The organism is Corynebacterium heidelbergense, assembly GCF_028609845.1.
Classification (GTDB): Bacteria; Actinomycetota; Actinomycetes; order Mycobacteriales; family Mycobacteriaceae; genus Corynebacterium; species Corynebacterium heidelbergense.
Genome location: NZ_CP063191.1, coordinates 1,341,072 through 1,366,951, shown reverse-complemented (window position 1 = coordinate 1,366,951; position 25,880 = coordinate 1,341,072). Strand labels below are relative to the sequence as shown.

26 protein-coding genes are annotated in these 25,880 nt (G+C 67.3%); 21 read left to right on the top strand and 5 right to left on the bottom strand.

Features of this window, described 5'->3' with window-relative positions:
* Nucleotides 1-58 precede the first annotated feature (58 nt).
* The 10 genes from CHEID_RS06065 (at nucleotide 59) to CHEID_RS06020 (ending at nucleotide 10,621) form a co-directional block, all read left to right on the top strand.
* Complete coding sequence (locus CHEID_RS06065; protein ID WP_112769052.1) at nucleotides 59-1,639, top strand: aldehyde dehydrogenase family protein; 1,581 nt, start codon at nucleotides 59-61, stop codon at nucleotides 1,637-1,639.
* A 22-nt stretch (nucleotides 1,640-1,661) separates the two neighbouring features.
* Nucleotides 1,662-3,956 carry a Tex family protein gene (locus tag CHEID_RS06060; RefSeq protein WP_112769053.1) on the top strand — a complete coding sequence of 765 codons (2,295 nt, stop codon included), beginning with the start codon at nucleotides 1,662-1,664 and terminating at the stop codon, nucleotides 3,954-3,956.
* Between the two features lie 121 nt (nucleotides 3,957-4,077).
* Nucleotides 4,078-4,419: a 50S ribosomal protein L19 gene (gene rplS, locus CHEID_RS06055; RefSeq protein ID WP_112769054.1), complete on the top strand. Its 342-nt coding sequence runs from the start codon at nucleotides 4,078-4,080 to the stop codon at nucleotides 4,417-4,419.
* A gap of 40 nt (nucleotides 4,420-4,459) precedes the next feature.
* Complete coding sequence (gene lepB / locus CHEID_RS06050) at nucleotides 4,460-5,260, top strand: signal peptidase I (protein ID WP_420536369.1); 801 nt, start codon at nucleotides 4,460-4,462, stop codon at nucleotides 5,258-5,260.
* Between the two features lie 88 nt (nucleotides 5,261-5,348).
* Nucleotides 5,349-5,987, top strand: coding sequence for a ribonuclease HII (locus tag CHEID_RS06045; RefSeq protein ID WP_112769066.1), 639 nt, complete (start codon nucleotides 5,349-5,351; stop codon nucleotides 5,985-5,987).
* Between the two features lie 22 nt (nucleotides 5,988-6,009).
* On the top strand, nucleotides 6,010-6,318 hold the full coding sequence (locus tag CHEID_RS06040; RefSeq protein WP_112769055.1) for a DUF2469 domain-containing protein: 309 nt from the start codon (nucleotides 6,010-6,012) through the stop codon (nucleotides 6,316-6,318).
* 172 nt (nucleotides 6,319-6,490) lie between these two features.
* Nucleotides 6,491-6,841, top strand: coding sequence for a YraN family protein (locus CHEID_RS06035; RefSeq protein WP_273660982.1), 351 nt, complete (start codon nucleotides 6,491-6,493; stop codon nucleotides 6,839-6,841).
* Between the two features lie 10 nt (nucleotides 6,842-6,851).
* Nucleotides 6,852-8,417 carry a YifB family Mg chelatase-like AAA ATPase gene (locus CHEID_RS06030; RefSeq protein WP_112769057.1) on the top strand — a complete coding sequence of 522 codons (1,566 nt, stop codon included), beginning with the start codon at nucleotides 6,852-6,854 and terminating at the stop codon, nucleotides 8,415-8,417.
* Nucleotides 8,414-9,634, top strand: a complete 1,221-nt coding sequence (dprA, locus tag CHEID_RS06025; protein ID WP_273660981.1) for a DNA-processing protein DprA — start codon at nucleotides 8,414-8,416, stop codon at nucleotides 9,632-9,634. The genes CHEID_RS06030 and dprA overlap by 4 nt, the downstream gene beginning before the upstream one ends.
* A 39-nt stretch (nucleotides 9,635-9,673) precedes the next feature.
* Nucleotides 9,674-10,621, top strand: a complete 948-nt coding sequence (locus tag CHEID_RS06020; RefSeq protein ID WP_112769059.1) for a tyrosine recombinase XerC — start codon at nucleotides 9,674-9,676, stop codon at nucleotides 10,619-10,621.
* 26 nt (nucleotides 10,622-10,647) lie between these two features.
* Here the strand turns inward: CHEID_RS06020 and CHEID_RS06015 are convergent, their stop codons facing one another.
* A complete protein-coding gene (locus CHEID_RS06015) occupies nucleotides 10,648-11,193 on the bottom strand; it encodes a M23 family metallopeptidase (RefSeq protein WP_112769067.1) in 546 nt (181 codons plus the stop codon).
* Between the two features lie 573 nt (nucleotides 11,194-11,766).
* Between CHEID_RS06015 and rpsB the strand changes: the two genes are divergently transcribed.
* The 5 genes from rpsB (at nucleotide 11,767) to CHEID_RS05990 (ending at nucleotide 15,969) form a co-directional block, all read left to right on the top strand.
* Complete coding sequence (gene rpsB, locus CHEID_RS06010; RefSeq protein ID WP_112769060.1) at nucleotides 11,767-12,621, top strand: 30S ribosomal protein S2; 855 nt, start codon at nucleotides 11,767-11,769, stop codon at nucleotides 12,619-12,621.
* Between the two features lie 104 nt (nucleotides 12,622-12,725).
* Nucleotides 12,726-13,544, top strand: coding sequence for a translation elongation factor Ts (gene tsf, locus CHEID_RS06005; protein ID WP_112769061.1), 819 nt, complete (start codon nucleotides 12,726-12,728; stop codon nucleotides 13,542-13,544).
* 214 nt (nucleotides 13,545-13,758) lie between these two features.
* Nucleotides 13,759-14,445 (top strand): UMP kinase, encoded by a 687-nt coding sequence (gene pyrH / locus CHEID_RS06000; protein ID WP_112769068.1) that lies wholly within the window; start codon nucleotides 13,759-13,761, stop codon nucleotides 14,443-14,445.
* A 70-nt stretch (nucleotides 14,446-14,515) separates the two neighbouring features.
* Entirely contained in the window at nucleotides 14,516-15,073 is a 558-nt protein-coding gene (frr, locus tag CHEID_RS05995; RefSeq protein ID WP_112769062.1) for a ribosome recycling factor, read from the top strand.
* Nucleotides 15,074-15,117: 44 nt separating this feature from the next.
* A complete protein-coding gene (locus tag CHEID_RS05990) occupies nucleotides 15,118-15,969 on the top strand; it encodes a phosphatidate cytidylyltransferase (protein ID WP_112769063.1) in 852 nt (283 codons plus the stop codon).
* Here CHEID_RS05990 and CHEID_RS05985 read toward each other — a convergent pair.
* Complete coding sequence (locus CHEID_RS05985) at nucleotides 15,966-16,358, bottom strand: LapA family protein (RefSeq protein WP_238599258.1); 393 nt, start codon at nucleotides 16,356-16,358, stop codon at nucleotides 15,966-15,968. The two genes, CHEID_RS05990 and CHEID_RS05985, sit on opposite strands and share 4 nt — an antisense overlap.
* Nucleotides 16,359-16,437: 79 nt before the next feature.
* Between CHEID_RS05985 and rlmN the strand changes: the two genes are divergently transcribed.
* Complete coding sequence (gene rlmN / locus CHEID_RS05980) at nucleotides 16,438-17,583, top strand: dual-specificity RNA methyltransferase RlmN (protein ID WP_273660978.1); 1,146 nt, start codon at nucleotides 16,438-16,440, stop codon at nucleotides 17,581-17,583.
* Nucleotides 17,584-17,600: 17 nt separating this feature from the next.
* Here the strand turns inward: rlmN and CHEID_RS05975 are convergent, their stop codons facing one another.
* Nucleotides 17,601-18,176 (bottom strand): DUF2631 domain-containing protein, encoded by a 576-nt coding sequence (locus CHEID_RS05975; protein ID WP_112770290.1) that lies wholly within the window; start codon nucleotides 18,174-18,176, stop codon nucleotides 17,601-17,603.
* 103 nt (nucleotides 18,177-18,279) lie between these two features.
* On the opposite strand from CHEID_RS05975, the gene dxr reads away from it, so the two are divergent.
* The 3 genes from dxr (at nucleotide 18,280) to ispG (ending at nucleotide 21,974) form a co-directional block, all read left to right on the top strand.
* On the top strand, nucleotides 18,280-19,470 hold the full coding sequence (gene dxr, locus CHEID_RS05970; protein WP_112770289.1) for a 1-deoxy-D-xylulose-5-phosphate reductoisomerase: 1,191 nt from the start codon (nucleotides 18,280-18,282) through the stop codon (nucleotides 19,468-19,470).
* A complete protein-coding gene (locus CHEID_RS05965; protein WP_112770288.1) occupies nucleotides 19,455-20,717 on the top strand; it encodes a M50 family metallopeptidase in 1,263 nt (420 codons plus the stop codon). Before dxr ends, CHEID_RS05965 begins: the two co-directional genes overlap by 16 nt.
* Nucleotides 20,718-20,813: 96 nt before the next feature.
* Nucleotides 20,814-21,974 carry a flavodoxin-dependent (E)-4-hydroxy-3-methylbut-2-enyl-diphosphate synthase gene (gene ispG, locus CHEID_RS05960; RefSeq protein WP_112770287.1) on the top strand — a complete coding sequence of 387 codons (1,161 nt, stop codon included), beginning with the start codon at nucleotides 20,814-20,816 and terminating at the stop codon, nucleotides 21,972-21,974.
* On the opposite strand, the gene CHEID_RS05955 is transcribed toward ispG, so the two are convergent.
* Together CHEID_RS05955 and CHEID_RS05950 are read right to left on the bottom strand one after the other, a co-directional pair.
* The gene (locus CHEID_RS05955; protein ID WP_112770291.1) at nucleotides 21,971-22,717 is read right to left on the bottom strand and encodes an ABC transporter ATP-binding protein; all 747 of its coding nucleotides are present in this window, start codon (nucleotides 22,715-22,717) and stop codon (nucleotides 21,971-21,973) included. The two genes, ispG and CHEID_RS05955, sit on opposite strands and share 4 nt — an antisense overlap.
* A gap of 74 nt (nucleotides 22,718-22,791) precedes the next feature.
* Complete coding sequence (locus tag CHEID_RS05950) at nucleotides 22,792-23,772, bottom strand: ABC transporter permease (RefSeq protein WP_112770216.1); 981 nt, start codon at nucleotides 23,770-23,772, stop codon at nucleotides 22,792-22,794.
* A gap of 125 nt (nucleotides 23,773-23,897) precedes the next feature.
* On the opposite strand from CHEID_RS05950, the gene CHEID_RS05945 reads away from it, so the two are divergent.
* Both CHEID_RS05945 and CHEID_RS05940 read left to right on the top strand, forming a co-directional pair.
* On the top strand, nucleotides 23,898-25,163 hold the full coding sequence (locus tag CHEID_RS05945; protein ID WP_112770215.1) for a sensor histidine kinase: 1,266 nt from the start codon (nucleotides 23,898-23,900) through the stop codon (nucleotides 25,161-25,163).
* On the top strand, nucleotides 25,163-25,876 hold the full coding sequence (locus tag CHEID_RS05940; RefSeq protein ID WP_112770214.1) for a LuxR C-terminal-related transcriptional regulator: 714 nt from the start codon (nucleotides 25,163-25,165) through the stop codon (nucleotides 25,874-25,876). Before CHEID_RS05945 ends, CHEID_RS05940 begins: the two co-directional genes overlap by 1 nt.
* Nucleotides 25,877-25,880: the final 4 nt, after the last annotated feature.

The window sequence follows — 25,880 nt, the reverse complement described above, 5'->3', positions numbered from 1 at the left end:
GCCCGCACGCAGGACATCGCAGGCACAACCCCGCACGACGAAAGGTGTACCCACCCCTATGACCTTCGCGCCCGATAACGGCATCTTCGACCCCCACCAGTCCATCCTGCTGGAGGGCACCCTCCCCGCCGCCGGCCCGGCCTCCCTGTTCATCGACGGGCAGTGGGTCCCTGCGCGCGATGGGGGCACCCGGCGGATCTGCAACCCCGCCGACGGGTCTTTCGTGGGGGAGGTCAGCGAGGCCGGTGAGGACGATACCCGCCGGGCCATCGCCGCCGCCCGCCGGGCTTTCGAGAAGGGGGAGTGGCGGAACACCCCGGCCCGTCAGCGCGGAGACGTGTTGCTGGCGGTGGCGCGGGCCATTCGCGAGAACGCAGAGGAACTTGCCGCAGCGGAGTCCGCGGACACGGGCAAGCGCCTGGCGGAGTCCCGCATGGACATGACCGATATCGCCGATTCCTTCGAATACTTCGGCACGCTAGCCGGTCATCATGCCGGACGCGTCGTGGACGCCGGGGATCCCACCGTGGCCTCCCGGGTAGTCGCGGAGCCCATCGGGGTGTGCGCCCTCATCACCCCGTGGAATTACCCCCTGCTGCAGGTGGCCTGGAAGGTGGCGCCGTGCCTGGCGGCGGGCAATGCCTTCGTGCTCAAGCAGGCGGAGTTGACGCCCCACACCGCGATGATGCTCATGAACGTGCTGCACTCCGCCGGGGTGCCCGCAGGCGTGGCCAACCTCATCACCGGGGCCGGTGCCGATTGCGCCACGCCCCTGTCCACCAGCCCGGAGGTTGATATGGTCAGCTTCACCGGCGGCCTGGTCACCGGGCGGCTCATTGCTCGCAATGCCGCGGAAGGCATCAAGCGGGTGGCTCTGGAGCTCGGCGGTAAAAATCCCAATGTCATTTTTGCGGACGCCAACTACCCGGCGGCCCTGGACAACGCCCTCAACGCCGCCTTCCTGCACTCCGGACAGGTCTGCTCCGCAGGGTCCCGCCTCATTGTGGAGGAATCCATCGCGGAGAAGTTCACCGCGGATCTCGTGCGCCGCGCTTCCCAGATTAAGCTCGGCGGGCCCACCGACGAGGCCGCGGAGACGGGGCCGGTGATCTCCGCAGCCCACCGGGACAAGATCGCGGACTACGTGGACCGCGCCCGCCAGCAGGGGGCCACCATCGCCACCGGGGGTCGGCGCGCCACCGCCGGGGACAACGAGGGGCCCCATTCCACCGGGGCCACCGACCTCTCCGCCGGTCAGTTCTACCTGCCCACGGTCGTCACGAACTGCGATCGGTCCATGGACTGCGTCCACGCTGAGGCCTTTGGCCCCACCGTCACGGTGGAGACCTTCACGGACGAGGCGGAGGCCATCGCGATCGCCAACGACACCAGCTACGGCCTGGCCGGGGCGGTGTGGACCGAGGATGCCGGGAAGGGGGAGCGGGTGGCCGGTGCGCTGCGCCACGGCACCGTGTGGATCAACGACTTCCACCCCTACCTGCCCCAGGCGGAATGGGGCGGGATGAAGCAGTCCGGCAACGGGCGGGAGCTGGGGCCCACCGGGCTAGCCGAGTACCAGGAGCACAAGCACATCTACCGCAATCTCAACCCGGCGGTCACCGGGTGGTTCGCCGAGTAGCGCGGGCTCTACACTGTGGCGAATGAGTTCGAAGCAGCTAACTGAATCCCACTCGCGCCACGCCCAGATCATCGCCCGGGAAATCGAGGCGCACCCGGGGGATGTCGCCGGGGCCATGCGGCTGCTGGCGGAGGGAAACACCGTGCCCTTCATCGCGCGCTACCGCAAGGAGGCCACGGGGGGCCTGAGCGACACCCAGCTGCGCCACCTGGAAACCCGCTGGACCTACCTGCGGGAGCTCGACGAGCGCCGCGAGACCATCCGGGAAGCCATCGCGGCCCAGGGCAAGCTCACCGACGAGCTGAACGCGGAACTGGCCGCCGTGGATTCCAAGGCCCGCCTGGAAGACCTCTACCTGCCCTACAAGACCACCCGCCGCACGAAGGGGGCCAAGGCCCGCGCAGCCGGGCTGGAACCCTACGCGGAGTACCTCCTCGGCCGGGGCCCGGTCCCGCCGCAAGGAGAGCACGCCGGGGCCTACCTTTGCTCGGACTTCCCCGGCGAGCGCGACGTCCGAGCCGGTGCCCGCGCCATCGTCGTGGAGGCGATCGCCACCAATGCCCAGGTAGTCGGGAGGGTCCGGGAAGAATTCGCCTCGCACGGGCGCGTGGTTGCTGGCGTCCACAAGGGAAAAGAAACCGTCGGCGCCAAATACCGGGACTATTTCGATTTTCAGGAACCCTTTGCCAACCTGCCCAGCCACCGCATCCTCGCCCTGCTGCGCGGGGAGGAGGAAGGGGTGCTGCGCCTCACCCTGGACGGTGGGCACGAGGAGGAGTTCTACGAGGGTCTCATCGCCGAACTAGCGCAGTTGCAGCCGATCGGGGAGGAGGGGCCGGACGCTTTTCGTGCCGAGTGCGTGCGCTACGCCTGGCGCACCAAGCTGGCTATCAGCTCTGCGGTGGACGTGCGCGGCCGGCTCAAGGAACGCGCGGACGCCGAGGCCGTGGAGGTCTTCGCCCGCAACCTCAAGGACCTCCTGCTCGCCGCCCCGGCGGGTCAGCGGGCCACCCTCGGCCTGGACCCCGGATACCGCAACGGGGTGAAGTGCGCGGTGGTGGACCCCACCGGAAAGGTCCTGGACACCGCCATCGTGTACCCCCACACCGGGAAGGGCCAGTGGGAGAAAGCCGCCGCGATCCTGCGCTCCCTCGTGGTCAAGCACCACGTGGAACTGCTGGCGGTGGGCAACGGCACGGCCAGCCGCGAGACCGAGAAGCTGGCGCGGGAGATCTGCGCAGCGGTCAGCCCGGCGGATGAGGGCAGCAAGCGCCGGCCGGTGGCGGTGATGGTCTCCGAATCCGGGGCCTCCGTCTACTCCGCCTCGGAGGTGGCCGCCCGGGAATTCCCGGACATGGACGTCTCCCTGCGCGGGGCCGTGAGCATCGCCCGACGGCTGCAGGATCCCCTGGCGGAGCTCGTGAAAATCGACCCGAAATCCATCGGCGTGGGCCAATACCAGCACGACGTCAACCAATCCGCCCTGGCCGCGGGGCTCGATTCGGTGGTGGAGGATGCCGTGAACTCCGTGGGCGTGGACGTGAACACCGCCAGCGCCGAGCTGCTGCGCCGCGTCGCGGGGGTGAACCAGACGGTGGCGCAGAACATCGTGGCCCACCGGGATAGTCACGGGGCCTTTGCCAGGCGGGCAGAGCTGAAGAAGGTGCCCCGCCTGGGGGAGAAGGTCTATGAACAGGCCGCCGGGTTCCTGCGCATCCACGGCGGGGCAGATCCCCTTGACGAGTCCGCAGTCCACCCGGAGGCCTACCCCCTCGTGGGGCACATCGCCCAGGCCACGGGGGCCGCGGTACCCGAACTGATCGGCAACACCCGCCTTCTGCGCACGATCAACCCGGCAGACTACACCACGGAGGCGTTCGGCCTACCCACCGTGCGGGATGTGATCAGCGAGCTAGACAAACCCGGCCGGGACCCCCGCCCCGAATTCGTCACCGCCGCGCTCAAAGAGGGGGTGGAGAGCATCTCCGACCTCAGCCCCGGGATGATCCTAGAGGGCACCGTGACGAATGTTGCCGCCTTCGGGGCGTTTGTCGACATCGGCGTGCACCAGGACGGGTTGGTGCATGTTTCCGCCATGTCCGATCGATTCGTCGCGGACCCGCACGATGTGGTGCGCTCTGGCCAGGTGGTCAAGGTCAAAGTTCTGGAGGTGGACGCCAATCGCCAGCGCATCGGGCTAAGCCTGCGCTTGAGCGACAGCGCTCGCCGGGGGGCGAAGCCCCGCGCTCGTGCTAAAGGCACCGCAGCGAAAGGCACCATGGCCGGGGCCCTGCGCCGCGCCGGGTTTGGCCGGTGACCAGGGCGCCTGGCATAATCCCTTCGGTTAACTGTTGTGGGTACGAACCCGTGGGCGCGCAGAATGCGATGAGCGAAAAGCCGCGAGGGTCCTCTATCCAGGCGAGTAAAGGACAAGTTCCATGAACATTCTCGACAAGGTCGATGCCGCCCAACTGCGCACCGACATCCCCGACTTCCGCCCCGGCGACACCCTCGACGTGCACGTCAAGGTCATCGAGGGCTCAAAGTCCCGCCTGCAGGTCTTCCGCGGTCTCGTCATCCGCCGGCAGAACTCCGGGATCCGGGAGACCTTCACGGTCCGCAAGATCTCCTTCGGCATCGGCGTGGAGCGCACCTTCCCCGTGCACTCCCCGAACATCGACCATATCGACGTGATCTCCCGCGGCAAGGTCCGCCGCGCCAAGCTGTACTACCTGCGCAACCTGCGCGGCAAGGCAGCCCGCATCAAGGAGAAGCGCTAACCGCTAGCCGGGCGGGCCGGGGCTGGTAGGGTGAACCATCGTGTCTGATCAGCCAAGTACTGCCCCCTCCGCCAAGTCCGGCGCCGAACCCGCGACCACCGCGCGGAAGGGCACGCCAAGCAAGGACAGCAAGAAGAAGACCTACCCCTGGTGGATTGAGCTCCCCATCATCCTCGTTGTGACGATGTTGATCCTGGGAGCTTTCAATCTGTTCGTGGGCAGGCTCTACCTCATCCCCTCCGAGTCCATGGAGCCCACGCTCAACGGGTGCGCCGGATGCGATGGGGACCGCATCTTCGTGAACAAGCTGGCCTACCTGGGGGACTCCTCCCCACACCCGGGGGACGTGGTGGTCTTCCGGGGGCCGGACTCCTGGAATGGCAGCTACACCTCGCAGCGCTCCCGCAATGACGTCATCCGCGGCATTCAAAACGCCGCAAGCGTCGTGGGGATCATCGCTCCCGACGAGAACACGCTGGTCAAGCGCGTTGTCGCCACGGGGGGACAGACCGTCCAGTGCCGGGCTGGGGACCCCGGCATCATGGTGAACGGAAAAAAGGTGGACGACGAGTTCACCGAAAAGCCCATGAGCAATCCCGTGGACCCGGCCACCGGATCCCAGGCCTGCCAGGGGCCCTACTTCGGGCCAGTCACCGTGCCCCAGGACAACCTGTGGGTCATGGGGGATAACCGGACCAACTCCCTGGATTCCCGGGGGCATATGGGCGATGAGCTGCAGGGGACCGTGCCCGTGGAGAACGTTGTGGGCCGGGTAGAGGCCATCGTCCTGCCCTTCGGCCGCACCGGCTTTGTGGACAATCCGGACATCCAGCACAACTAGCGGGGGCTATGTTCCCCTTCGTGCCCCGGGCAGGCTGAGGAGATCTGACCAGGTGAAAATCCCCGTTGTCCGCCGACCCATAAAGACCCTGCCGCACGCCCGCACCTACGAATACACCCTCCACGCCGCCGGGCTGGGGCCCGTCGCGGGGGTGGATGAAGCCGGGCGCGGGGCCTGCTGTGGACCGGTGACGGCGGCGGCGTGCATTCTGCCGCCCGGCCGGCTGCCGCAGCTAGAAAAATTGACGGACTCGAAGAAACTCAGCGCAGCGACCCGCGCGCGGTTAGAGGGCGTCATCAAGAACCTTGCCGTGAGCTGGGCGGTCGTCCACATTCCCGCAGCCTGGATCGACCACCACGGCATTCAGCCCGCGAACCTGCTAGCCATGCGTCAAGCGGTCGCCAAACTGGACCGGCGGCCCGGGTACATCCTCAGCGACGCCATGGCCATCCCCGGGCTCACCCGGCCCCATTTGCCCATGATCAAGGGGGACCAGGTGGCCCGCTGCATTAGTGCGGCGAGTGTACTGGCCAAAGTCGCCCGGGACCGGCTCATGGGTGAGCTGGACGCCGCCTATCCCGGTTACGGCCTGGCCGCCCACAAGGGTTATGGCACTGCGGCGCATATGGCTGCGGTGAGCCTCCACGGGGGCACCCCCCACCATCGCTACACTTACTCCAATGTGGCCGCAGCCCATCGGTTGTGGCTGGACAAGCAGCTGCCGTAGCGAGGAAGGACAATCCCAGGCCGTGAGCGCTGAGGAACTGGACGATTACGAGGCAAGCGTTGAGTTGTCCATGTACCGCGAATACCGGGATGTGGTCAGCCAGTTTTCCTATGTGGTGGAAACCGAGCGACGGTTCTACCTGGCCAATGCTGTGGAGCTGATCCCCCGCAACTCCGGCGGAGAGGTGTACTACGAGGTGCGCATGTCCGATGCCTGGGTGTGGGACATGTACCGCCCGGCCCGGTTTGTGCGGTTTGTCCGCGTGATCACGTACAAGGACGTCAACATCGAGGAGCTGGACAAGCCGGAGTTCCAACTGCCGGAGAACTAGAGCCTCTCCACAGCCCAGGGCCTTTCCACAGGGTCCTGGGCTTTCGCCTATCCGGGGTCCCCTCCCACACCCCTCCCGGCGGGCACAATGACGGTCGCTGACAGATTAGGCAGCAGCGACCACCGGGGACGGAGACAGACCGACTAAGCGGGAGGAACGGGGGAAGCACGGCATGGGGGATACGCGCGAGACCGGGCGCCGCGGGGAAACGCAGGCCCGGCACTACCTAGAACAGCGGGGATACGCGGTGCTGGGGCAGAACTGGCACTCGCGCTTCGGGGAGCTGGACCTCATCGCCCGCAGCGCTGCCGGAATGGTGGTGTTCGTGGAGGTGAAATACCGGGCCAGCCAGTGGGCCGGTGGCGGATTGGCGGCCGTCACCGCGGCCAAGCTGCGCAAGATGCGGCTCGCCGCCGCGCTGTGGCTGCGGGAGAACCCCGCCGAAGGGGAGCGGGACGTGCGCTTTGACGTCATCGACGTGGGCCCCGACGGGGTGCGCCACCACGTGGAAGGGGTTTGGTGAGGGCAGGGCCATGGGAGTAGGACAAGCGAGATGCGTTGCCCTCGAGGGGCTGGAGGGATTGCTCGTCACCGTGGAATGCGACCTGGGCCGGGGGCTGCCCGGGATTAGCGTGGTGGGGCTGGGGGATGCCTCCGTGGTCCAGGCGAAGGACCGAATCCGCTCCGCCATGCACAACACCAAGGTGCCCTGGCCGCAGAGCCGAGTGGTCATGAGCCTGTCCCCGGCCTCCGTGCCGAAAAGCGGTGCGGGTTTCGACCTGGCCATGGTGTGCGCCATGGTTAGCGCCCAACTGGGGAGCGTTCGGATTCAGCGGCGACTAAGTACCACCGTGCTGGTGGGGGAGCTGGGCCTGGACGGGTCCGTGCGCCGGGTGGATGGGGTGGTGCCCATCGTGCAGGCCGCCGGGGCCAACAGCATTCCGGAGGTGGTGGTCCCCGCCGCCAATGCCACCGAGGCGGCGCGGGCGGAGCAGGGGACACCCGGGGTGCGCGTGTACGCCGTGGAGAGCCTGGCAGACGTGCTCACCTGGCTGCACACCGGGCAGGCCCTCGCCCCCGCAAGCCAGCGGGCCGAGGGTGGAGGCGACGGTTATGCCCATCCGACGCCGCCGGACATGGCGGAGGTGGTCTCCCAGCCGGAGGCCCGCCGAGCTGTGGAGGTGGCCGCCGCCGGGGGACACAACCTCATGCTCATGGGGCCGCCCGGGTCCGGCAAGTCCATGCTGGCCCGGCGACTGCCGGGGATCCTGCCGCCCATGAGCGGAGCCGAGCAACTAGAGGTCGCCGCCGTGCATTCCATCGCCGGCCACAAGGGGAACCTGGCTGGGGTGTGGTCGGGTCAGCGCCCCTTCATCGCCCCGCACCACGGAGTGACCCAGGCGGCGCTCATCGGCGGTGGCAGCGGACGGATCCTGCCCGGCGCGATCAGCCTGGCCCACCGCGGCGTGTTGTTCATCGACGAGATGCCGGAAGCCAAGGCGGAGGTGCTGGACGCCCTGCGGGTGCCCATGGAAACCCGGTGGGTGGAGATTGTGCGGGCGCGCCGGAGCGTTCGCTTTCCAGCCCAGTTTCAGTTGGTGCTGGCGGCCAATCCGTGCCCCTGCGGGGCGGAACAGGCCGCCGACTGCACCTGCCCGGGGAGTGTCCGGCAGCGCTACCAGGCCAAACTTTCCGGCCCCCTGCGGGATCGCATCGACGTCTACGCGTGTACCCGATCCACGAGGGCGGCGGTCATCCGGGGGTCCGGGGAGGAGACCACGGCCGTCATTGCCGCCCGCGTTGCGGAGGCCAGGGAGCGCAGCCACCGGCGGTGGGCCGAGCTTGCACCCGGGGCCCATAGCACTAATGCCACCGTGGCCGGGACGGTGCTTCGCAAGCTGGGAGCCCCAGAGGAGGAGGGGCTGCTGGCGCTCCAGGAGCTGCTTCGAGAGGCGGCCGTTACCCAACGCGGGGTGGACCGTGCTCTGCGGGTTGCGTGGACCCTCGCGGATTTGGAGGGGACCGCCCGGCCCGGCCTGGGGCACATCCTGGATGCTGTTGAGCTGTATTCCAGCCGGGTACTGGAGGCGGTGGCATGAGCGGGCCAGAGCAGTGGGGCGACACCGTAGACCGGCGGGAGTACCTGGCCTGGGTGTATTTGCGGCGGGTCATTGAGGCCTCGCGCGGGGACCTCCTAGAGCTGCTGTGGCCCGGCGGAGAGACGAGCCAACCGGCCGATGTCGTGGACGTGGCCGAGAGGATCGCGACCCGGGACACGGGGTTACCGGACGGGCTGTTGCAGGCCACCGCCAATCGCTACTGCGCCGACCCGCGCCAGGACGCGGAGATCGCCCGTCGGCGGGGGATGCGGCTGATCTTCCCAGGCTGCCCAGAGTGGCCCCGGCGGCTCGACGATTCCTTCTTCTCGCTCCACGGGGCGGGGGTGGGCAGCGACTCCACCGTGCGCGGTCTCAGCACGGCCCCCTTTTCCCTCTGGGTGGAGGGGGAAGGCAGGTTGGACCGGTTAGTGCAGCTCAGCGTGGCCATGGTGGGCACGCGGGCGCCGAGTCGATATGGCCGGGAAGTGGCCCAGCAGTTCGCCACGGAGCTGGGATTGGCCGGTTACAGCGTCGTTTCCGGAGGAGCCCTGGGCATCGACCGGGTGTGCCACGAGGCCGCCCTAGATTGCGGGGCCAGCAGCATCGCCGTGCTCGCCAGCGGCCCCGACGTGGACTATCCCAGTGCCCATGGCCCGCTTTTTCGGCGCATCCGGCAACACGGGTGCACCGTCAGCGAATACCCGCCGGGTGTGCCGCCGGCGCGGCACCGCTTCCTCACCCGCAACCGCCTCGTGGCGGGCCTCGCGCTGGGGACGGTCGTGCTGCAGGCCCCGTTGCGCTCGGGTGCCTTGAACACGGCCAACTGGTCGGAGGCCATGGTGAAACCCACGCTGGCGGTGCCGGGGCCGGTCACTTCTGCCGGGTTCCAGGGCTGCCTGAAGTACATTCGCGACAATCGGGCTGCGATGGCGATCTGCGCCGGGGACATCCGGGAGCAACTGGAACCACTAGGGCGTGGTGCGGCGCCCGGCGAACCGGAACTGCCCTTCGGTAAAACAGCACTCACCCTAAGTGAAACGATGGTCTTCGACGCCTGCGCCATCGGCAGCGAGGCCCATGCCGGGAGCGTGAGCGACGTGCAGGCCGCAACGGGCTTAAGCGGGAACCTCGTCATGCGCACCCTGCGGGACTTGGAGAAACGGGGTTACGTTCGCCGGGAGGGGAGCCGGTGGATTAAGGCGCCAGGTACTCGATGACGCCCAGCCTGGCGGGGTCCCACGGGTAACATCAGTCACATGGCTACAGCGGATCCCTCCGGCCCGGTGGACTTGGACGAGGCCATCAGCGCCTACGTTCGCTATTTACGGCACGTCTCCGCCCGGTCGGAGAACACGGTCCGCGCCTACGAGCGGGATCTGCGCACCGCCTTGGAGGGGATCACCACCGTGGACGGATTCACCCTGAACCGCGCGAGGGACGTTCTTGGTTGGGCGGCAGATGCCGGCGCCAGCCGCGCCACGATCGCCCGGCTGGCCTCCAGCATGCGAGGGTTCGGGACCTTCCTCGTCCACCAGGGATGGTGTGCAGCAAACCCCGTGGCCACCCTCAAAGCCCCTCTGCCGCGGCGGGTCCTGCCGAAGGTGCTGCGCCAGCAGCAGGCCGCCGGGCTGCTGGATGACCTTCGCCGCGCGGCCCAGGAGGATCCCGCCAACCCCATTGCCGCCCGGGACTGGGCGATGTTGGAGCTGCTCTTCGCCACCGGCATTCGCGTGTCCGAGTTGGTCGGCATTGACTGTGGCGACCTAGACCTTCTCAACCACACCGTTCGGGTAACGGGAAAGGGGAACAAGACCCGGGTGGTCCCCTTTGGGGCGACTGCCAGCGCAGCGGTGCAAGCGTGGCTCGCCCGACGGGAGGAAGTACGCAGTCGGCAGCACCGGGGCCAGTCAGCTCCCACCAACGCCCTGTTCCTTGGGGCTCGGGGGGCACGGATCGGCTCGCGCCAGGTCAGGGACGTCGTCAACGTCGTGACTGCCCAGGCCGAGGGGCCCCGGCTATCTCCACACGGTATCCGCCACTCCACGGCCACCGCTGTGCTGGAGGGCGGCGCAGATTTGCGCGTGGTCCAGGAATTGTTGGGCCACTCCAGCCTCTCTACCACCCAGATCTATACCCACGTGGGCACCGAGCGGCTGCGGGCCGTTTTCGACCAAGCCCACCCGCGGTCCGGTTCCACCGACTAGGCCGACTAGACCTGGGGAGCACGGCCTCATTCGAGCAGACGCACCTGGAGGCCCCCGAGTAGACTCATCGGGTCCACGTAGCGCCCTTCCGCGTCGAGCAGTCGCGCGCCCCAGGACAAACCCTGGGGTTTGCGAGTGTGCTCCGGCAACGTCGCCGGATCCGCCAAGGTCCCCAGAACTTGCCCACGGCGCACCGGGGACCCAGTGACGACGGATGCCACGACGGGTTCATACGTCGTTTTCACACCCCCCGGGTGCACAATGCTGACCACCGGGGTGCCCGCCACCACTCCGGCGAAGTGCACCCGCCCGCCGCGACTGGCCCGGATCTCCTGCCCGGGCGTTGCCCGCAGGTCCACACCGCGGTGGCCCGGCTCCCAGTTGTGCTCAGGGATGTCCGCAGGCCGGACCACAGCCCGGGCCGGGTCCTGGCCAGCCGGCCATGCTATCGGCAGGCGGTGGCCCCGGGAAGCGACCGCCACGGGCGGGGCCTCCGCCAGGGCTACGGGGGTGGTGCACACGAGGCTGAGCAGGCACAGCAGAGCCAGCCGGAACTTCTGGGAAGGGCGCATGCTCACAAGGGTGCGCGGTGGTGGCGTCCGAAAGAAACAACCGCATCCGAAGCCTGGGGACAACCGGACCGCTGCCGCACCGGGCATCCACAGGACGCAATCGACGAAGAGACCGTGGATTGAAAAAGCCGCCGCTGGGCAATAAGCTGATGCATCGCAGTGTGCCCACTGCCGCATTCAGCGTGGGCGGAACCCAGTAAAACACGACGTTACTGATTCGCCCGCTCGGTTCGGCCCCAAAGCCTGAACGGCGCGGTGCAGCAGAGCACATTGACTACGCGTAGATCGTTCGTGGCCCCACATCCGTGGCCCACCGTCAACGGTCCCGCCCGACGGTACGCCGCAAACGTGCCCCGGGCGGGTCATATACGGCAGGGCACAGCCTTGGGGCATCTGCCAGGCCGGATGCAAGCCGATACCCGCTGTAGCGGGCGCAGGTGAGCACATTTTCCGGAAGAAAACCGTGAAACCCTAGACTTTTGAAAGCGAGGAAGGGACGGACCAGAGGCCGCACCATCGATCCGATCGTGTACCCCATCTCCGCGAGGAGAAAACGCCGTCCCTGTAACACCAATGGCTGTTGTTACTATGCGCGAGCTGCTGGATGCAGGCGTCCACTTCGGGCACCAGACCCGCCGGTGGAACCCGAAGATGAAGCGCTTCATCTTCACCGACCACAACGGCATCTACATCATCGACCTCCAGCAGACCCTCACCTACATCGATGAGGCCTACGAGTTCGTCAAGGAAACCGTTGCCCACGGCGGCAACATCCTGTTCGTCGGCACGAAGAAGCAGGCCCAGGAAGCTATCGCCAACGAGGCGGAGCGCGTGGGCATGCCCTACGTCAACCACCGCTGGCTCGGCGGCATGCTGACCAACTTCCAGACGGTGGCCAAGCGCCTCAACCGCCTCAAGGAACTCCAGGCCATGGAGGCGGACGAGGATGGCTACAAGGGCCGCACCAAGAAGGAAATCCTCATGCTCACCCGCGAGCGCAACAAGCTGGAGCGCGTGCTCGGCGGCATCTCCGGGATGGCCAAGGTGCCCTCCGCCCTGTGGATCATCGACACAAACAAGGAGCACATCGCGGTCGCCGAGGCCCAGAAGCTCAACATCCCGGTCGTCGCCGTGCTGGACACGAACTGTGATCCGGATGTTGTCGATTACCCGATTCCGGGTAATGACGACGCCATTCGCGCCGCGTCCCTGCTGACCTCCGTGGTCAGCTCCGCCGTGGAAGCCGGCCGACAGGCTCGCGCCGAGCGCCAGGAAGCCGCCGCGAAGGACGCCGCCGGGGACACGGGCAAGGCAGAGGCGGACGCCGCTGAGGTTGCCGCCAACGCGGAGGCGCCCGCTGAGCAGGCACAGGCTCCCGCCACGGAGGCCCCGGCTGCCGAGGCACCGGCCCAGACCGAGCAGAGCTAACGGTTAGCGGGGGCATCGCCACCGCTCCCCAGCGAAAGTGGGCCAGCCCGCTTAGGCTGGCCCACGGGATAACACAACTTCCAATTAAAGGAGGATCGCCGCACATGGCGAACTACACCGCAGCTGACGTAAAGAAGCTTCGCGAGATCACCGGCGCCGGGATGATGGCTTGCAAGAAGGCCCTCGTCGACTCTGAGGGCGACTTCGACAAGGCCATCGAGATCCTGCGCATCAAGGGCGCCAAGGACGTGGGCAAGCGCGCCGAGCGCAGCGCCTCCGAGGGCCTGATCGCCGTTTCCGGCAACACCATGATCGAGGTCAACGCCGAGACGGACTTCGTTGCGAAGAACAACGAGTTCATCGACTTCGCCAACAAGGTCGCCGAAGCCGCCGCAGCTGCCCAGGCCAACTCCCGCGAGGAGCTGGAGCAGGTACAGGTGGACGGCCAGACCGCCCTGGAGGCGCTGCAGCAGCTCTCTGCCAAGATCGGCGAGAAGCTGGAGCTCAAGCGGGCAGTCACCGTCTCCGGCGAGAACGTCGCTACCTACCTGCACCACCGCTCCGCCGACCTGCCCCCGGCAGTGGGCGTGCTGGTGACCTACACCGGCGACAACGCCGAGGCCGCCCGCGGCGCCGCTATGCAGGTGGCCGCCCTTAAGGCCCGCTACCTGTCCGCCGATGAGGTGCCCGCCGACGTCGTGGCAAAGGAGCGCGAGATCGCGGAGGCCACCGCCCGGGAAGAGGGCAAGCCCGAGAAGGCCCTGCCGAACATCATCGAGGGCCGGGTGAAGGGCTTCTACAAGGACGTGTGCCTGTTGGACCAGCCCTCCGTCACCGAGTCCAAGAAGACCGTTAAGCAGGTTGTGGATGCCGCCGGCATCACCCTGACCGGCTTCGAGCGCTTTGAGGTGGGCCAGGCCTAACCGGCCTATCGCCCATTTGCTGCCCCCCCACTGCGGTCGCTTGCTAGCGGCCCGAGCAGTGGGGGTTTTCGCATGCCCCTTGTGTAGGCTTATCTGTCGGATGTGCAGTGCACACCGGCACAAAACCACCGGCACAAAACCACCGGAACAAGGAGAACCCAGCGTGACGAACACCGACCAGGACCGCGAAACCCGGAGCGCCTACAAGCGGGTGATGCTCAAACTTGGCGGCGAGATGTTCGGCGGGGGATCAGTCGGCATCGACCCGGACGTCGTGCAAAACGTCGCGCGGCAGATCGCGGAGGTGTCTAACAGCGGGGTGGAAGTGGCCGTGGTCATCGGCGGGGGCAACTTCTTCCGCGGCGCGGAGCTGCAGCAGCGCGGGTTGGACCGGTCCCGCTCGGACTACATGGGGATGCTGGGCACCGTAATGAACTGCCTGGCCCTGCAGGACTTCCTGGAGCAGGAGGGGGTGGAGACCCGGGTGCAAACGGCAATCCAGATGACCCAGGTCGCTGAGCCTTATCTGCCGCTGCGGGCCGACCGCCACCTAGAGAAGGGGAGGGTCGTGATCTTCGGTGCGGGCATGGGTATGCCCTACTTTTCTACAGATACGACCGCCGCCCAGCGGGCTTTGGAGATTAGCTGTGAGGTCCTCCTCATGGCAAAGGGGGTCGACGGAGTGTTCAGCGACGATCCTCGGACCAACCCGGATGCCACGATGTACCACGAGATCACGCCGCGGGAGGTCATCGAAAAGGGCCTGCGCGTGGCGGACGCCACCGCGTTCAGCCTGTGCATGGATAACGACATGCCTATCCTGGTCTTCAACCTGCTCACGGAGGGGAATATTGCCCGGGCGGTCGCGGGCGAGCGAATCGGAACGCTGGTCGAGTCCTAGCGCGCATTCCTTGCGGGCCGTCCGTGTGCGGCGGGGTGTGTGCCGGGGTGGGCTGCTAAAATCCGGTGACATGATTGATGACATTCTGCTCGATTCCGAAGAGCACATGACGAGCTCTGTGGAGCACGCCCGCGAGGAACTCACCACCATTCGAACGGGCCGCGCCAACCCCGCAATGTTTAACGGGATCGTTGCGGAGTACTACGGGGCACCCACCCCCATCACGCAGATGTCCACGATCAGCGTGCCGGAGCCGCGCATGCTGCTCATCAAGCCCTACGAGCAGTCCTCCATGGGGCCCATCGAGAACGCGATTCGCAACTCTGACCTCGGGGTGAACCCCACCAACGACGGTCAAGTTCTGCGCGTCACTATCCCCCAACTGACCGAGGAGCGCCGCAAGGACCTCGTGCGCGTGGCTCGCTCCAAGGGGGAGGATGCGAAGATTGCCATCCGCAATATCCGCCGGAAGGGCATGGAGCGCCTGCAGAAGATCCAGAAGGACGGGGACGCTGGCGAGGATGAGGTCAAGGCCGCTGAAAAGGAGTTGGAGAAGGTCACCTCCACCTACGTGCAGCAAGTTGACGGCCTGGTCGAGCACAAAGAAAAGGAGCTGATGGAGGTCTAGTGCGGGTGCGGTAACCGCCCCGCCTCTTCCATCCCACGATCACAGTGCCTGCTCCCAAGCCCAAGAATAAGGCCGGCCGGAACCTCAAACAAGCTATTGGAGTGGGGGTCCTTCTCGGCGCGCTCGTCATCCTCGCGCTGCAAATTCCCTACGCCTGGTATCCGCTTATCGCTATCGCTATGGGGTTGGCCACCTATGAAGTCTGGCGCAGGCTGTACGAAGCGGGATACGTCCTCAGCCTGCTGGTGCTCGGCATCGGCGGGCAGGTGATGATTTGGCTCTCCCTGCCCTTTGGCACGTCCGGCCTCGTGGCCGGGTTCGTGATCAGCGTGCTGCTGCTCATGGTGACCCGCCTGTTCCACCACGGCAGACAGTCCCCGCCGCACAACTACGTCCGGGACGTGGCGGTCGGGGTCTTCGTCCTCACCTGGATCCCCCTGTTCGGCTCCTTTGCGGCGATGCTCTCCCGCATGCAGCGCGATGGGGTATCCGGAGCCTCCTTTATTTTCACTTTCATGCTGTGCGTGGTGGCCTCAGACGTGGGTGGCTATGTCTTTGGCGTGCTGTTCGGGTCTCGCCCGATGGCCCCGGCTGTGAGCCCGAAGAAGTCCTGGGAGGGTTTTGCGGGTTCCATCGTGTTCTCCTGCATCGTGGGCGTGGCCTGCGTGGTGCTGCTGCTTCACGCCCCCTTCTGGGCGGGAATCCTCCTGGGGGTGGGGTTGGCCGTGAGCGCAACGCTGGGGGACTTGGTGGAAAGCCAGTTCAAGCGGGACCTCGGCATCAAGGACATGTCCGGCATGCTGCCGGGCCATGGGGGCCTCATGGACCGGCTGGACGGCATGCTCCCGGGTGCCATGATCACCTGGGTCGTGCTGAATATGCTCTCCGCGCGTTAACGCCGGGGGTGCTTCACCTGTCCGCGTAGCTGGATGATGCGCACGCCCCCGACCAGGGCCATGATGAGTGCGCCCACGATCGCGGCGATGAGCATGCCCACTCCCACGGGGAACTCGGCCTGCCAGCCGAAGAACTGAAGCTGGGTGGCCGTTTGGTTTTGCAGGATGAAGACCAGCAACAGAATCAACAGCAGGGCCCCGAGGATGAGGGCCACCCATGTGCTTCCGGCCATGGAGCGCTTGACCTTGGGCGGGGTGCCGGAGGTCTTTGTCGGCGCGGTGGAGGTCGAACTCTGGTGAGGTGCGGCGTCTGGGGATGGTGTCGGTGCGACGCCGGGCTCGGCGTTCTGGGAAGCAACTTTGCGTTCGCTGTGATTCTTGCGGTTCATGTGTCCCATTTAAAACTATCGGCCCCTCTCGGCGCCACGTTTGCGCTCGCGCCCGCCTCCGGTGGGATAATTGGCGGCTATGACCTCACCGGCCCCCAAGACCACGCCCGCCTCCGGATCCGCGCCAATCCCACTGAACTTCTCGGCTCCCCGCCGAGGAATGCCGCCAAAGCACTTCGCGGATTTGGACCCGTCGGAGGTGGTCTCAGCCTTAGCGGAAGTGGGCCTGCCCAAGTTCCGGGCCAATCAGATCTCCCGGCAGTACTACTCCCGCTTCAACGGGGACCCGGCCACGATGACCGACCTGCCGGAGGCTCAGCGCGCCGCGGTCGGCGAGGCCCTGTTCCCGCCCTTGATGACTCCGCTGCGCAGTGTTGAAGCCGACGACGGGGAAACCCGCAAGACCCTCTGGCGGCTGCATGACGGGACCCTGCTCGAGTCGGTGCTCATGCGCTATCCCAATCGGGCCACTTTGTGCATCTCCTCCCAGGCCGGCTGTGGCATGGCCTGCCCCTTCTGCGCAACGGGGCAAGGGGGCCTGGATCGCAACCTCTCCGTGGCCGAGATGGTCGAGCAGGTCCGCAACGCCGCCGCAGCGATGGAGCGCGGGGAGGTGGACGGAGAATCCGGGCGCCTATCCAACATCGTCTTCATGGGAATGGGGGAGCCCCTGGCCAACTACAAGCGGGTCCTGGCCACCCTGCGGAAAATCACGGCCCCCGCACCAGAGGGATTTGGCATCTCCCAACGCAACGTGACCGTCTCCACCGTGGGCCTGGCCCCGGCAATTCGGAAGCTGGCGGACGAGCGGATGTCGGTGCGCCTGGCGGTATCTCTGCACACACCCGATGATGAGCTGCGGGATACCCTCGTTCCGGTGAACAACCGGTGGTCCGTTGCGGAGGTCCTGGATGCGGCCAGGTATTACGCGGATGTATCCGGGCGCCGGGTCTCCATCGAATACGCCCTCATTAAGGACGTCAATGACCACACGTGGCGAGCGGATCTGCTGGGTAAAAAGCTTCACCGCGCGCTGGGTTCCAAGGTCCACGTGAACGTCATTCCCCTGAACCCCACCCCCGGGTCCCAATGGGATGCCTCCCCCCGCCCCGTTCAGGATGAATTCGTCCGCCGCGTGAACGAGCAGGGAGTCCCCTGTACCGTGCGCGACACGAAGGGCCAGGAGATCGCTGCGGCGTGCGGTCAGCTAGCCGCCGAGGTCTAGCTAGTGGCTAGCGTGTTCTAGTGGCTCTCGGGCTCGTGGCCGCCCTGGTTGAGGGCGGCGAGTTCCTCCCGGGTGAGCTTGGCGTACACGCCAGTGAGGTTGTGCTGGTCGCGGGCCCACTCCGGCTCCACGTGGCCCACCGGCTGGTTCCGGGCGGTCACAGTCTGCTTCTGGGTGAGGGTGGGCTGGAAGGCGACCCAGAGCGTTCCCAGGAAGGTCACAATGGCCAGGCCGATCAGCCAGTAGTTCTCCACGTTGCCCTTGTGGTTGCCGAACAGCATCGCGAGCAGAAAGAGGCCACCGAGGAGACCCGCGATGATCACCCCGCGCTTCTTCAGCATGGACCAACCCCAGCGAGCCGAGGGCACTTCCGCCTCAGAGACATTGTCGAAGACCTCGTAGTGCTGCTCGTGACCGCCGTGGGCAGCAGCGGCGTGGGAGTGCGCCGGAGCGCTTTCAACGTGGGATTCGCTGCCCGCCGCGTGGGTGCGAGAATCCGCCTGAGCAGGGACCGCGAGAGATTCTGGCTTGGAGTGGTCGCCCACAGCTTCCTCCTGGAGTTGGTGAAACTCACCGGCGCCGGCAAGTTCCATACGACAGTTGTCAACAGATCTATAGTGGCACACCATCGCGCCGTGGTCTGCATTAAACCCCCGCACGGGGTGGCGTGATAACCGCCACCCGATCCGTGGAACAATAGTCCGGGTGAAGACGCGCGTCATAGTTCTCGGAAGCACAGGGTCCATCGGCACACAGGCCCTCGAGGTCATCGCGGCCAACCAGGACCGCTTTGAGCTGGTGGGGATCTGCGCCAACGGCTCCAAGCCGGAGCTGATGTTGGAGCAGGCCACCACCTTCCACCTCAGTGCCGATCGGGTCGCGGTGTCCAGCGAGCACACTGCGGATTTTCTGGATTCGCAGCTCAAGGGGCGCACGATTAGGGGCGTCGATTCCGCAAAACGGCTCATCGAGAGTTGGGCCGACCGCCTGGAGCACACCGACGTCATCCTCAATGCCCTCGTCGGTTCATTGGGCCTGGATGCCACCCTCGCGGCGCTGGGCACCCCTGCCCGCCTGGCCCTAGCCAACAAGGAATCGCTCGTCGCCGGGGGGCACCTGGTCACCTCGGCCGCCGACGAGGGCCAGTTGGTGCCGGTGGACTCGGAGCACTCCGCGATGGCCCAGTGCCTGCGCTCGGGCACCTGCCGGGAGGTCTCCACCCTCGTACTCACCGCCTCCGGGGGGCCCTTTCGGGGATGGACCCGCGAACAGTTGGAACCGGTGACACCCCTGCAGGCAGCGCACCACCCCACCTGGTCCATGGGCCAGATGAACACCCTGAACTCCGCGACCATGGTCAACAAGGGCCTGGAGCTTATCGAGGCCTCCCTGCTGTTCGAGATCCCCGCGGACCGCATCATCGTCACCGTCCACCCCCAGTCCATCGTCCATTCCATGGTCACCTTCGTGGACGGGGCCACCATCGCGCAGGCCTCCCCGCCCAGCATGAAGCTGCCCATCAGCCTCGCCCTGGGCTGGCCGGAACGCGTGGCAGAGGCCCAGCGCCCGCTGGACTTCACCGCCGCCGCCCACTGGGACTTCGAGCCCCTCGACGAGGAGGTCTTCCCCGCAGTTGAACTAGCCCGCCAGTCCGTCCTGGCCGGGGGGACCATGCCCGCGGTGTACAACGCGGCCAACGAGGAAGCGGCGGTGGAGTTCCTCGCCGGAACGCTGAGCTTCCCCCGGATCGTCGATACCGTCGCCGCCGTCGTGGAGGACTGCGCGCACCTCAAGGACGAGCCCCGGGACCTGGAGGATGTCCTCGCCGCCGAGCGGGAGGCCCGAAGCAAGGCCCACGAGAGGATGCGCCCGTGGCTTTCTCGCTAGGCGTCCTCCTTTTCGCTCTCGGCATCGGCATCTCCATCGCGGCCCACGAGGCCGGGCATATGTTCATCGCCCGGCGGTGCGGGATGCGGGTGCGCCGCTACTTCATCGGCTTCGGCCCCACGCTATGGTCCACCACGCGCCAGCACGCCTCGGGGCCCACGGAATACGGGTTGAAAGCCATCCCCGTCGGCGGTTTCTGCGATATCGCCGGGATGACGAAACTGGAGGAGCTCACCGACGAGGAAGCCCCACATGCCATGTACGCCAAGCCCTGGTGGCAGCGGGTGCTCGTGCTCTCCGGCGGGATCTTGGTCAACATCGCGCTGACCCTGCTCATCGTCTTCGCCGTCGCCGTGGGATGGGGCCTGCCGAACCTCAACGCGACCCAGTCGGCCACGGTGCAATCGACCACCTGCGTGGCCCCCACCCAAAACCCCGACGGCACCTTGGGCGACTGCGCCGGACCCGGGCCCGCCGAGGAGTCCGGGGTGCGCCCGGGGGATACCTTCACCTCCCTCAACGGCCAGGCGGTCGCGGACTTCCCGGGCTTCGTCGCCGCGCTCAACTCCGCCGCCGCACAGCACGTGGCGGAGACCGGCGCGAAGCCGGGCGACAGCTTCCAGGTCCCGGCCCAGGTGCGCCGTGGGGGCGGGGCCACTGTCGACCTTGAACTACGCGTTGCACTGGTCGAGCGGTTAACGGCGTCCCAAAAAAAGACCACGACCGGGGCCGTGGGCATCACCGTCGATCGGGTGGGTGACCGCATTCGGCACTACAACGTCCTCAGCGCCATCCCGGGGGCCGTGGGCTTCACCGGGCAGATGACGGAGAAGACCGCGCAGGGGCTGGCCTCCATCCCGGCGAAGGTCCCCGGGGTAATTCAATCGATCTTCGGCGGGCAGCGGGACGCCGATTCCCCCATGAGCGTGGTGGGGGCCTCCCGGATCGGCGGGGAGCTGGTGGAGTACGAGCAGTGGCCGTCCTTCCTGCTCACCCTCGCCAGCCTCAACCTTTTCCTCGCCGCGTTCAACGTCATCCCGCTGCCGCCGCTGGACGGTGGGCACATCGCGGTGGTCCTGTGGGAGCGGGTGCGCGATGGGTGGCGCCGCCGTCGGGGGCTCGGCCCCGGGGGACCGGTGGATTATCGCAAGCTGATGCCGCTGACCTACGCCGCCAGTGCGTTGCTGCTTGTCTTCGGGGCGATTGTCATCATTGCGGACGTCGTCAACCCCGTGCGCCTGTTCTAGATGCCCCACCGGGAGCGGTGGCCAGCGGGAGTAGGATGGCCCCGTACACACCCCGCAGGAATTTCGCCTGATCCGGAAAGGTATGAATAGCCCTCTATGAGCGCCATCCCCCTGGGCCTGCCCGATGCCCCACCGCCCGTCCTGGCCCCGCGCCGGAAGACCCGCCAACTTATGGTGGGCAACGTGGGCGTGGGTAGCGACTACCCCATCTCGGTGCAGTCCATGACCACCACGAAGACCCACGACATCAACGCCACCCTCCAGCAGATCGCGCAGCTCACCGCCTCTGGGTGCGACATCGTGCGGGTGGCCTGCCCCAAGACGGTGGACGCGGAGGCCCTGCCGGCCATCGCCCGCAAATCCCCGATCCCCGTGATCGCGGACATTCACTTTCAGCCTAAGTACATCTTCGCGGCCATCGACGCCGGCTGCGCAGCAGTGCGGGTGAACCCCGGCAACATCAAGGAATTCGACGGCCGGGTCAAGGAGGTGGCCAAGGCCGCCGGAGATGCGGGCATTCCCATCCGCATCGGGGTGAACGCCGGTTCCCTGGACAAGCGGATCCTGGAGAAGTACGGGAAGGCCAGCCCAGAGGCGCTGGTGGAGTCCGCGCTGTGGGAGGCGCAGCTCTTCGAGGAACACGGCTACGGGGACATCGCCATCTCCGTGAAGCACAACGACCCGGTGATCATGGTGGAGGCCTACCGGCAGCTCGCGGCGAAGAGCGACTACCCGCTGCACCTGGGGGTCACCGAGGCCGGGCCGGCCTTCCAGGGGACGATTAAGTCCTCCGTGGCCTTCGGGGCCCTGCTGGCGGAGGGCATCGGCGATACCATCCGGGTCTCCCTGTCGGCGGATCCGGTGGAGGAGATCAAGGTGGGGGACCAGATCCTCCAATCGCTGAACCTGCGGCCCCGCAAGCTGGAGATCGTCTCCTGCCCCTCCTGCGGTCGCGCGCAAGTGGACGTGTACACCCTGGCGGACCAGGTGACGGAGGGGCTCAAGGGCATCGAGTTCCCCCTGCGCGTGGCCGTCATGGGATGCGTGGTCAATGGGCCCGGGGAGGCCCGCGACGCTGACCTGGGGGTGGCCTCCGGCAACGGCAAGGGCCAGATCTTCGTCAAGGGGGAGGTCATCAAGACCGTTCCCGAGGATCAGATTGTGGAGACCCTCATCGAAGAGGCGATGCGCATCGCCGAAGAGGAGGGCCTCGAGGCCGTGGAAGGCACCCAGGCGGAGGTGAAGGTCACCCGCTAGGCGACCTTGCCGTCCACGAGGGTGAGCACCCGGTTAAGGGCGGCGAGTTGCTCTGCGTCATGGGAGACGTAGAGGGTCGCCGCCCCGTTATCCAGGGCCATGCGCTCGATGAGCTGGGTCACCTGGGTGCCGCTAGCGGTGTCCAGGGCGGCCGTGGGCTCGTCCACAAGCAGTAGCTGCGGCCGGTTCATCAGGGCGCGGGCGACGTTCACCCGGGCCTGTTGGCCGCCGGAAAGTTCCCCCACGCGGCGCGCGCCCATATCCGCGAGCCCCACGGCCTCCAGCAGCTCTGCGGCGCGGGCATCCACGGCCCGGCGGGCGGAGCGGGGCATCGGCAGGATGCGGTCCAGGCGGCTGACGGCTCGGAGCTGGTCCATGACGCGCAGGGCCGGCCAGAGGTTGGGCTGCTGGAACACGAAGCCAATGTGGTTGCGGCGGATCCGGGCCGCCGCGCGTCCGGTGTCCCGGCCGAGCTCGACGGTGCTTTCCGGGGAATCCCCGCCCAGCAGAAGCTGCGCGCGTCCCGCGGTGGGGGCCTGCAGGCACCCGGCCACGGCCAGGAGCGTCGACTTGCCGGAGCCAGAGGGGCCCGTGATGCCCAGCACCTCCCCGGCGGCGACGTCTAAGTCCACGGAGTCCAGGATGCGGCGGCGCTGGGAGCCGTCCTGCACATCCAGGGTGATGCCGCGCATGCGCAGGCCCGAGGCCGCGGAGCTCGTGGGGGCGGGGCTATGGTGATTCATGGTCTGCGTGATGGTCATGGTGACTGTCACCGGGGTCCTTTCGGCGGATTTTTGGGGGAGGTGGGTGGGGGGAACTAGGCGTTGGCCAGCGCTGCGCGGGGGGAGGTGGTCAGCACCGGGCGCAGAGACAGGGCGGCACCGGCCAACCCGCAGGCCAGCAGGATGAGCATCGGCTTGACGGTGCTCTGCGCGGAGAGCTCGATCGGCAGGGCCCCGCCCATAACGCTCGCGGCCGCCACGGTCACGGCCACGCCGCCGAGTATGCCCAGTGCGAGCACCGCGACCGCCTGGCCCAGGGAATCCGCCGCCAGCACCCGGCGGGAGGCTCCCAGCGCGGAACTAATGGATACCCCCCGCAGCCGCTGCATCGTCCACACCATGAAGAAGGCCCCCAGGACCAGGCCGGAGATGACGTACAGCAGGGTAATCATGAGGTTCAGGGACATCTGTTCCCCCTGGTAGGAGGAGGATGCCTCCCAGCGTTGGGAGCCGGGTAGCTGGGTCGTTCCCGGGATCGGGGCCCCGGGGTGGTCCAGCACTGCGGCGACGTTGGCGCGCGCCAGGGTGGTGGCGTCCTGCTCCGAAATGCGGATGACGGGCATGTGATCCAAGAAGATGTCCCTGTCCGCCTGCCTGGTGCTCAGGGGGTGGCCGCCCGGATTGACCGTGGGGTGGGACGCCACCAGCGGCGCGTTGGCCACGGCGGTTCCGGGGGCAACAGTGGGATCCGACAGGTAGATGACGGGATCCGCGTCCACCCGGTCTCGTGCGATGCGCAGGGGGCGACCGCCCTGGCGCTCTACCGCCGCGAGCTGCTCATCCGTGAGCTGGGAGGAGGACCAGGAAGGGGCGGCTCCGGCCTCCGTGAGAACGAGGGCGGAATCCGCGCCCGCGACGGAATCAAGCCGGTACTTCAGCGCGCTGACGGACTGGTAGGACAAACCGCCTGCAAGGGAGGACAGGAACGTCACCATGAGCGTGATCATCCCCACGGTGAGGACAATGAGCAGGGTCCGGCCTTTCGCGGCCAGCAATTCGCGGAATCCTTGGAACATAGTGTTCAGTCTCGCGCGCACCGGGCCCCGGCCACATCGGCCAAGGGGTCGGAGTTCGCTTCCACCAAAAGTATGAGAAGCGCCCGGACCCAGCGCGGTGGCCTACACTGAGCGAAGATTTCATCATGACTGCTACCTCGCCCGCCAGCACCCAGCTGCTCCACCGTCTATGGCGGGGTTTGGCCTGGGCACTGCACATCCTGCTCGCCGCGCTGCTCGTGTTGGTCGCTATGCAGGCCAGCAACGGCTGGGCTTACGTGGGGATCGCGGTCTTTCTCGTGACCTATGCCGGCGGACTGCCCTTCATCGCGCGGCGGGCGGGTGACATCGCACAACCGATGGGCGGCGGCGCGCACCCCTGGCCAGTGTGGCTGTGGCTGGTGGCGGTGTGTGCGGCGTGGCTGTTCATGGCCATCGCGGAGGTCGACGCGGCGTTCGTGGCCTTCCCCCTGTTCTTCGTCCTCGTGCGCTTCCTGCGGCCGCTGGCCAGCGGGGTGGCCATCGTGCTGCTCACCCTGGCCGTGGTGGCGGTGCTCGCCGTGCACCTGGAGGCGAAGAACTCGGGGGCGATCAACCTAGGTGCCATGGTGGGGCCCATCATCGGCGCGGGCGTGGCCTGGGTCCTGGGTGTGGGCTTCCGCCTGCTCTACGCGGAGGCGCAGGCGCGCGCGGAGGCGATGGATGCCCTCGTCGCCGCCCGGGCCGAGGCCCTGGCCGCCTCCCGGCGGGCGGGGGAGACGGACGAGCGGGCGCGGCTGGCCGGGGAGATCCACGACACCGTGGCCCAGGGGTTGTCCTCCATCCACATGCTGCTCTCCGCTGTGGAATCCAGCCTGCCGGCCGGGCACGAGGCCACCGCCGCGCAGCAGATCGCCCTGGCCAAGCAAACCGCCAGCGATAACCTCACCGAGACCCGCCGAATCATTGCGGCCCTTCAGCCCGCCCCGTTGACCAGCGCGGAACTTCCGGTAGCGCTGGCCCGGATCTGCTCGAGCACGCCCCTGGGAACGGACCTGCGCTTCGACATCGACGGCTCCCCTCGCCAGTTGCCCCCGGAGGTGGAGAACACCATCGTTCGCGTCACCCAGTCCCTTGTATCCAACGTCGTGCGGCACTCCGGGGGCAGCGGCCGGGTCACGCTGACCTACCACCCGGAATGCGTGTCCGTGGACGTCGTGGACAACGGCACCGGATTCGACCCGCAGCAGGTGGACCTGGACCCCCAGGGGGATCGGGGACGGACATCCGGCCTCGCAGGGGTAAACACGCGGGTGCGGTCACTCGGTGGGCAAATGACCGTGGAATCCAGCGTCGGCGGGGGCACCGGCGTGTCCGTGAGCATCCCCGCTTCCACGAGCGATCGCACCCCACCACAGGGAGGAGACGACTGATGGTATCTAACTCAGCGGCAGCTCAACCGGCGCGCGGGGGAGGGGGCGTCATCAACGTTCTCATCGCCGATGACCACCCGGTGGTCCGCGCCGGGCTGCAGGCCGTGCTGACCTCCGTGCCCGGCAGCGAGGATATTCGGGTGGTGGGCCTCGTGGAGAGCCCCGAAGAGGCGGTGCGTCAGGTGACGCGCCTGGCCGAGAGCTCGGAGCGGGTGGACGTGGTGCTCATGGACCTCCGCTTCGGGCAATCCCCCAGCAACGCCGCAGGTGCCGGGGCCGGGGGAGTTCAGGCCACCCAACGGCTGCGGGCGCTGGCCAATCCCCCGCAAGTGCTGGTGGTGACGAACTACTCCTCCGACGGGGAAGTGGTGGGGGCGGTCTCCGCCGGGGCCGTGGGGTACCTGCTCAAGGACTGCCCGCCGGAGGACCTTGTGGCCGGCATTCACAAGGCGGCCCGCGGGGAAGCGGTGATGAGTCAGCAGGTTATGGGAAAACTCATGGGCCGGTTGAATAACCCGGCGGAGGCGCTGACCCCCAGGGAGATGGACGTTCTGCGCCTCGTCGGCGATGGACGCAGCAACCGGGAGATCGCCCGCACTCTGGTGCTCACCGAGGCCACCATCAAAAGCCACCTCGGCCACATCTTCACCAAATTGGGCGTGAGCAACCGGACTGGGGCCGTGGCCACTGCCCGCGAGAAGGGCATCCTCTGAGGGC